A 7750-nucleotide genomic window follows, 5' to 3' on the forward strand; every position below is an offset into this window, starting at 1 on the left:
ACGGACGGCCCGGTGTCGGACCAGATCCATTGCGGGACTGGGACATGAACGTCTTGGAAACGTTCGATGACCAACCAATCACACGCCGTGTCCGGCGGCGAACGCGCCGCGGCGAGGGTTGACCTCCGCAGGTGAACGGCGCGCAGCCCAGGCCGTGCTCACACCCCATGACCTACTGACCGGGGCAGTTAAAGTCAGGGCTACTCAAAATGCCGGCGGTCGAGCGCGCATGGCGCCGAGGGTCGAAGGTTGGATCAACATTGCCTGCCGCGGACATGCATTGAAATTGCGCTCAAGGTCGTGAATCGCGCTCACCAACAGCCCTGACCGCAATCTCAACGAAGCTACAGCGGGTCGCCGGCGGTCGAGCGTGCACGGGCTATCTGGGTTGTTCGTCGACGGAGAGCCCCACGCGTTCATAGGTTAGGCTACATTTACTAGCCGTGACCGAAGTCGGAGTTCGAACAAGTCCCGCACGCGCTTCGTCACTGTCGTTTCCCGTACCGACCGAGATCGCCCCAGCGGACCTGGCGGCCGAGCTGGCCGCGGCGTTGCCCGAGCGTGACGGCGACGAGTACCTGCTCTACGAACACGACGGTCAGTGGGTGCTGGCCAGCGGCGTGCAGGCAATGATCGAGCTGGACCGCGACGAGCTGCGCATCATCCGCGACGGCGCCACTCAGCGGCAGGCGTGGTCGGGCCGGCCCGCCGCGGTGCTTGGTGAGGCCGTCGACCGGCTACTGCTGGAGGCCGACCAGGCGTTCGGTTGGATCGCCTTCGAGTTCGGCGCCTACCGCTTCGGCCTGCAACATCACCTTTCGCCGCACACCCCGTTGGCGCGGGTGTTCTGGCCGCGCACCCGCATCCTGGTCACCGACGACGCGGTTCGTGTGTTCAACGCCGGACCACGCGACCGGGAGGTGATCGACCGGCTGCTCGGGCAGGGCCTGCCTGCGGCGCCGCCGGCATCGGTGATCGACGTGGCCACCGACAGCAGCGAGTACCGCGCGCGGGTAGCCGCGGCCATGAGCGAGATCGCCGCCGGCCGCTACCACAAAGTGATCCTGTCCCGTTGCGTCGACGTGCCGTTCGCGCTGGACTTTCCGTCGACCTATCGGCTGGGCCGCCGACACAACACCCCGGCTCGGTCGTTTCTGTTGCGCCTCGGCGGGTTTCGGGCCCTGGGCTACAGCCCCGAACTGGTCGCCGCCGTGCAGCACGACGGCACCGTGGTCACCGAACCGCTGGCCGGAACGCGCGCGCTGGGGCGCGGCCAGACGCCGGACCGCCAAGCCCGCGACGACCTGGAATCCAACAGCAAGGAGATCGTCGAGCACGCCATGTCGGTGCGCAGCTCGCTGGCGGAGATCACCGAGGTCGCCGAACCCGGCAGCCCCGCCGTCATCGATTTCATGACGGTTCGCGAGCGCGGCAGCGTGCAGCACCTCGGCTCGACGGTCAGAGCCCGGCTGCGTGCATCGAAAGACCGGATGGACGCCCTCGAGACATTGTTTCCGGCGGTCACCGTGTCGGGCATTCCCAAGGCGGCCGGCGTGGACGCCATCCTGCGGCTCGACGAAAGTCCGCGGGGCTTGTATTCCGGTGCGGTGGTGATGTTTTCGGCTGACGGTGGGTTGGATGCGGCGCTGACACTGCGCACGGCGTTCGAGCATGACGGACGAACCTGGCTGCGGGCCGGGGCGGGCATCATCGGCGACTCGGAGCCCGAGCGGGAATTCGAGGAGACTTGCGAGAAGCTGACCACCCTGTCGCCGCATCTGGTGGCGCGCCGGCCTTAGTTGGCTTCGGCCTCCGGTGTGCTCGCCATGTAGTCCGCGAGAATCCGGCTGACCACCGACTCGATCGTGGACTCGATCGACGACGCGAGGGTGGCGGTGACGGACGCGACCGCCTGGGTGCGGAACCGGACCATCATGGTGATCAGCTCGGCGATCTCGGTGTCGGCGGGCAGGGCTTCGCCGGGTTTGATCCGGTCGGCGACGTGCTCGGCGCCCGCGCGCACCAGCAGCTCGCTGATCTGGTCGACGAGCGGGACGATCTGCTCATGCAGATCGATGAGCTTGTCCATGCTGACGCCATAGCCGCGGATCTCGTTGAACGCGTCGATCAGTTTGGGGCGGGTGATGCTGGCCCGACCGCCGTCGAGCCGGATCACCTGTAGCTTCACCAGCCGATCGAATGCATCGGGGTCGTCGACGAGTCGCTGGGCATCGGCCAGCGACATTGTCTCGGGCTTCTCGGTGGCCCACGTGCCGACGATTGCGGACTCCAGGCCGAGGACGTCGCCGAGGTTCTTGCCTTCTTCCCAGGCGGAAAGCATTTCCCGGACGTGCGCGATGTTGTATCCGCGGTTGAGCATCGAGGTGATCAGGCGCAGCCGGGTCAGGTGGGTGTCGTTGTACAGCGCAATGCGCCCGACCCGCAGCGGTGGCGGCAACAGACCACGGTCGCGGTAGACGCGGACGTTGCGGGTGGTCGTTCCGGCCAGGCGGGCCAGGTCGTCGATGCGGTATTCCCCGGCGACCGGCAGGCCATGGGGGTGGCGAACCGCCGCGTCGAAAAGTTGCGACACGGCGTTTTCGATGACCTCCCGCGACTGCCGGCGGACCCGCTTGGGGGCCCGCCGCAGGTTGGCCAGTACACCGGCGATGGTAGGCGGTCGCTCGGGCGCCATGACTCAGCCGGCTCGGGCGACCGAGTGGTAGTCAGCGAACCGGAAGTGCCGCATCTGTCGAAGATACTGGGTGGCGAATCCCGGGTACATCGACGCGTTGAAGCCGTCCTTGGTCAAATACCAACTGCGGCAACCCGACATCCAGGTCGTCTTGGTGAGCCGGCGCTGGATGTGCTCGTTGTGGCGGCGTTGGGCGTCGGCGCGGACGTCGAGGTAGCGCAAATCGTTGTCGAGGATCGTCGTGATCCCGCGCACGGCGTAGTCGATCTGGCCCTCGATGTACACCAGCAGCGAATTGTGGCCCGGCCCGGAATTGGGCCCGGTCATGAAGAACAGGTTTGGGTAACCGTGCGCGCTGGCGCTTTTGTAGGCCTGTGCGCCGTTGGCCCATTCGGCATTGAGCGAGCGACCGCCCAGCCCGGTGACCGGAAACGGTGGACCGGTCAGATGCACGTCGTATCCGGTGGCGAAAACGACGCAGTCCAAATGGTGTTCGATACCGTCGCTGGTGCGGATGCCGACGGGGCTCAGCGTCGCGATCGGCCAGTCGATGAGTTTGCAGTTGTCGCGCTGCAGGGCAGGGTAGTAGTCGCTGGAGACCAGCATGCGTTTGCAACCGGGAGTGAAGTCAGGGGTCAGCTGCCGGCGCAGCCACGGGTCCTTGACTGCCACCCGCAGATGCGCCTTGCCCAGCCGGGCCACCAGCGACGTCAGCGGCGTGTCCCACACGAGAGCGGTGGCGCTGGCTTCATGACCCCAGAACAGAGCTTGGCGGGCAAGTTGTTGGGCCGCAGGCACTTTCGTAAATAGTGTTTGCAGCGCCGGCGGTGTCGGGACGTCGAGGCGGGGCAGCACCCAGCCCGGTGTGCGCTGGAACACCTTGACGAACTCGGCCCGCTTGACCAGTTCCGGGATGATCTGGATGGCGCTCGCCCCGGTGCCGACGACCGCGACCCGTTTGCCGGTGAAGTCGTAGTCGTGATCCCAGCGGGCGCTGTGAATCTTGTGTCCCCGGTAGGAGTCGATGCCGCGGATGTCGGGGAGGCTCGAGTCCGCAAGCGGGCCCGACGCCAGGATCACTGTGCGGGCGCGAAAACGCTTGCGCCCGGACGTGGTTGCGGTCCACACGCCGGCGTCCTCGTCGAACGACAAGCCGTTGACTTCCTGGCCGAACTCGATGCGGCGGCGGACGTCGAAGCGGGTGGCCATGTCCTCGATGTGCCGTCGGATTTCTTCGGCGGGGGAGTAGGTCCGCGACCAGGTGGGGTTTTTCACGAACGAGAACGAGTACAGCAGGGACGGGATGTCACAGCTGGCGCCGGGATAGCTGGTGTCGCGCCAGGTTCCGCCCACCCGATCGCTGCGCTCCAAGATGAGTATGTCCTCCACACCGGCTTCGAGCAGTTTGATGGCGGCGCCGAGTCCGGTGAAGCCGGCGCCGACGATCAGCGTCGTGTGGGTATGGTTGCGGGCCATGCGTTATGCCGCCGGCTCGTGGGTGAGTTCTTTGAACCAGCTGGGCACCGGCTTGAGCAGCGGCCTGGGATAGCGATCCGACAGCCACACCATGGAATTGGCCAGCAGATGGTAGGGGTGGCGCGGATTGACCACCATCGCGGCGTGCCGCTTGAGGACCTGATAGGTCGGTACCCGCCAGGTGTGGTCGCCCCGCTCGCCCAGTTGTTTGAACCGCTTGACCGCGTTGTACAGGCGCTCTGGCTCCATGCCCATGTCCGCGAGTTCGTTGCGCACCCGGTTGAGCAGCGGGACATACATCAGTGCGCCGATGATCAGTCCGGGCGAGGCCACATTGCCGACGAAATCGATTGCGAGCCTGCGTGCCCTGGCATAGCCGATCATGTTGAGCACTTCGAAGTCGACGGCGAGGTGGCGCGATTCGTCGTTGTTGATCTTCTCGAAAACCTGGTGGCACACCGGATCTTCGACCTCGTCGAGCAAGAACTTCAACAGTGCGCCGTCGAGGGCGACTTCCAACATCGGTATGACGGTGCCCAGGATCGACAGCGACATGCCGTCGGCGTAGGTGTCCAGCCACTGCATGGCCAGCCGAATGTTCACGTTGGGTTCGGGCATTTCGTCGTCATCGAGCATTCCCCAGCGCTTCATCAGCGCCAGCTCGGCATTGGCGTGACGTTGTTCCTCGGCGTGGAAGTACCGGTAGATCTCGGCCAGCGTCGACGTGGGTGCCTTCTTCGCGAGCGCGGCGAAGCCGCGCGCGCCGATGTTCTCGATCCAGCACAGGTCCGCCATGAATGCTTTGAGCTTGGGCCGAAACTCGTCGCTGATGGTTTCGGCGCCGGGTGCATCCCAGTCGATGTCGGCAAGCGCCCACTGGCGATCCTTGATCTTGGCGAGCATCGTTTCCATATCGATGGCCACCGGATCCTCCTTCGGTTTGTGTCCTCAGAGCGGGCTGACGCGTGACACCAGCCCGACGGCGCGGGTGTATGCGCCCGGGGCGAGGCGTTTGACGTTCCAGCCGAACTTGGCTTCGAGCTGCGGCATGCAATACAGATCGCCGCGATCGTGCGCGTCCAGGCAGGTGCGCGCCACCTTGGCTGATGAAACTCCGGTCCAGCGCATCAGTCTTCCCGCGAATTCTGCTGTCTCCGCTGAGATGCGGCCCGATTCGACGATGTTCGTCTTGACGAAGGTCGGGCACAGCACCGTGACTTTGACTCTGGTACCGGATAATTCGGCGGCCAGGGTCTCCGACAGTGACAGCACACCGGCCTTGCTGACGTTGTAGGCGGCCATGCCCGGCGCCGCCCCGAATGCGGCGGCGGAGGCGACGTTGATGATGCCCCGCGGAGTCTTCGCCGGCTCGGCCGCCCGCAGAAGCGGAGCGAAAACATGGCAACCGTGGATGGGTCCCCACAGGTTGACGCCAAGCGTCCAATGCCAATCGTCAAGGGAGATTTCACCGATGGGCGACCCACCGGCGCCGACACCGGCGTTGTTGATCACCAGCGTGGGCGTGCCGCCGAACCACGCTTCCGACTCCGCGGCCAGTTCCCGAACGTCGTCGAATCGGGACACGTCGCATGTGACTGCGACGGCCTTACCGCTTTGGTCGGTGATCGCAGCCACGGTTTCCTTGGCGGCGGCCTCATCGATGTCGCTGCAGACGACCGCACCACCACGGCGGGCGAGCTCGACGGCGAATGCCGCACCGATACCGCTGCCGGCGCCGGTCACCACCGCGGACGCGTTGTGGCTCGTCTTGTCCGACCTGTGCAACAGCCCAAGCATGCGACTGAGTCAACAGCAAATGGTGACATTAGTCAATGGCAACGTCAGCCCGTGCTTACATCGCCAACTGCCGGGCCAGGGCCCTCTTGTCCACCTTGCCGACCGCGGTAGTCGGCAACGCAGTCACCTCGACGAGCACGTCCGGGCGGGCATGGGTGGCGACTCCACGTCGGTCGAGGTAATCGTTCAGCTCCGCCAGCGCCACCGGCCTGCCTGCGAAAACGACCGCGGCACAGACCTTCTCGCCAAGGTAGGGGTCCGGTAACGGTAGCGCCGCGGCCGACGATATCGCCGCGTGGCTGAGCAGGTGTTCTTCGATCTCGGCCGCCGACACTGTCTCCCCGCCGCGAACGATGACATCCTTGACCCGTCCGGTGACCTCGAGATAGCCGTCGTCGAGGCGGCGGACCAGGTCGCCGGTGCGGTAGAAGCCGGCGGAGCCGAAGCACCGCATGTTGTCGCGCTCGGCGCAAAAATAGCCGTTGAGCGTGTAGGGCCCGCGCACCAGCAGTTCGCCCTCCGCCCCGTCGGGCACCGGCCGGCCGGCGTCGTCGACCACGAGCAGCTCGTCATCCGCACACATCGGCCTGCCCTGAGTGCTGTCGACGAGGTCCGGCGGATCGTCGAGACGGGTGTAGCACAGCAGCCCCTCCGCCATTCCGAATACCTGCTGCAGACCCGGCGTCAGCGTTTTGCGGATCTGACGGGCGTCACTGGGGTCAAGCTTTGCACCACCAACCTGCAACAGCCGCAAGGTTTTTGGTGTCACCGTTTCCCACTCGCAAGCCTGCGTCCACAGTTTCGCCAATGCCGGTACCAGCGCGGTCACCGTCACCCCGTGGCGCGCGATGGCAGCGAAGGCCGTCTCCGGGCTGGGATCGGTGACGAACACGGCGCTCGCTCCGACCGTCATTGCGCCGAGCAGACCGGGGCAGGCCAGCGCAAAATTGTGCGCGGCAGGCAATGCCACCAAGTAGACGTCGTCGGCGGTGAGCCGGCAGAGCGCCGCGCTGGCGGTGACGTTGTAGACATAGTCGTCGTGGGTGCGGGGGATCAGCTTGGGTGTGCCCGTGGTGCCGCCCGAGACCAGCAGCAACGCCGGCAGCTCCGGATCTGCTGGGGGCGCCGCAGGTGGGCGGGCGGTGGTCGCGCATACCTGCGACCACGGCGTGAAGGGTCCGCAGTCGCCGTCGACGACGACGTGTCGCAGCGCCTGATGATCGTGCAGCAGTTCCCGCGCCATTGCGCGGTAGTCGAAACCGTTTGCCGTATCGGGGATTACCAGTGCGCTGGCGTTGCTCACCGCGGCGAAGTGCCCCAGCTCGGTGGCCCGGTGGCCGGGCAGGCACATCACCGGGATCGCGCCCGCGCGCAGCAGCCCGAACAGCGCCACCGCGAACTCACAGCTGTTCGGTAATTGCAGCAACACCCGATCGCGGGGGGCGATGCCCAGCTCGGCCAGCCCGGCCGCCGCGCGATTGGCACGATCCTCGAGCTCTGCGTAGCTCAGGCACCGCCCACCGGCATCGCACAGAGCCTGGCGATCCGACCAATGCTGCGCGGCATCGGACAGAACCGAGTCGAGCGTTCGGCCCGTCCAGTAGCCGGCCGAGCGATACCGTGCGGCCCGGTCCGCGGGAAACGGCACGAAGCCCTCCATGTCGTTTCCACCCTTTACAAAGCCGACGGAAAACCGCACATCATCGCGCCTGGGACCTCGTCTCGACGAAGTTAACCGAGTCGCGCGAGATCACGATAAAGTGACGACCGAAATAAGGGAAG

General features: G+C 65.9%; 6 protein-coding genes. 1 reads left to right on the plus strand and 5 read right to left on the minus strand.

Annotated elements, in window-relative coordinates; all coding sequences use genetic code 11:
• Positions 1 to 443 precede the first annotated feature (443 nt).
• Positions 444 to 1799: a salicylate synthase gene (locus tag AWC06_RS19520; protein ID WP_085199641.1), complete on the plus strand. Its 1356-nt coding sequence runs from the start codon at positions 444 to 446 to the stop codon at positions 1797 to 1799.
• On the opposite strand, the gene AWC06_RS19525 is transcribed toward AWC06_RS19520, so the two are convergent.
• Genes AWC06_RS19525 through AWC06_RS19545 form a run of 5 tightly spaced genes read right to left on the minus strand, consistent with a single transcriptional unit; the run spans position 1796 to position 7628 of the window.
• Positions 1796 to 2695: a MerR family transcriptional regulator gene (locus AWC06_RS19525; protein WP_085199642.1), complete on the minus strand. Its 900-nt coding sequence runs from the start codon at positions 2693 to 2695 to the stop codon at positions 1796 to 1798. The two genes, AWC06_RS19520 and AWC06_RS19525, sit on opposite strands and share 4 nt — an antisense overlap.
• Positions 2696 to 2698: 3 nt before the next feature.
• Positions 2699 to 4171 (minus strand): flavin-containing monooxygenase, encoded by a 1473-nt coding sequence (locus AWC06_RS19530; protein ID WP_085199643.1) that lies wholly within the window; start codon positions 4169 to 4171, stop codon positions 2699 to 2701.
• Positions 4172 to 4174: 3 nt separating this feature from the next.
• A complete protein-coding gene (locus tag AWC06_RS19535; RefSeq protein ID WP_085199644.1) occupies positions 4175 to 5095 on the minus strand; it encodes a reductase in 921 nt (306 codons plus the stop codon).
• A gap of 24 nt (positions 5096 to 5119) precedes the next feature.
• Entirely contained in the window at positions 5120 to 5968 is an 849-nt protein-coding gene (locus AWC06_RS19540) for an SDR family NAD(P)-dependent oxidoreductase (protein ID WP_085199645.1), read from the minus strand.
• A 55-nt stretch (positions 5969 to 6023) separates the two neighbouring features.
• Positions 6024 to 7628, minus strand: coding sequence for a (2,3-dihydroxybenzoyl)adenylate synthase (locus AWC06_RS19545; protein WP_085199646.1), 1605 nt, complete (start codon positions 7626 to 7628; stop codon positions 6024 to 6026).
• Between the last annotated feature and the right edge of the window lie 122 nt (positions 7629 to 7750).

Origin of the sequence: Mycobacterium fragae, from assembly GCF_002102185.1 — a bacterium.
Taxonomy (GTDB): Bacteria; Actinomycetota; Actinomycetes; order Mycobacteriales; family Mycobacteriaceae; genus Mycobacterium; species Mycobacterium fragae.

Bases quoted from the DNA above. Each gene is read 5' to 3' on its own strand.
- AWC06_RS19525 (WP_085199642.1), bottom strand. From the start codon at position 2,695: ATGGCGCCCGAGCGACCGCCTACCATCGCCGGTGTACTGGCCAACCTG.
- AWC06_RS19530 (WP_085199643.1), bottom strand. From the start codon at position 4,171: ATGGCCCGCAACCATACCCACACGACGCTGATCGTCGGCGCCGGCTTC.
- AWC06_RS19540 (WP_085199645.1), bottom strand. From the start codon at position 5,968: ATGCTTGGGCTGTTGCACAGGTCGGACAAGACGAGCCACAACGCGTCC.
- AWC06_RS19545 (WP_085199646.1), bottom strand. From the start codon at position 7,628: ATGGAGGGCTTCGTGCCGTTTCCCGCGGACCGGGCCGCACGGTATCGC.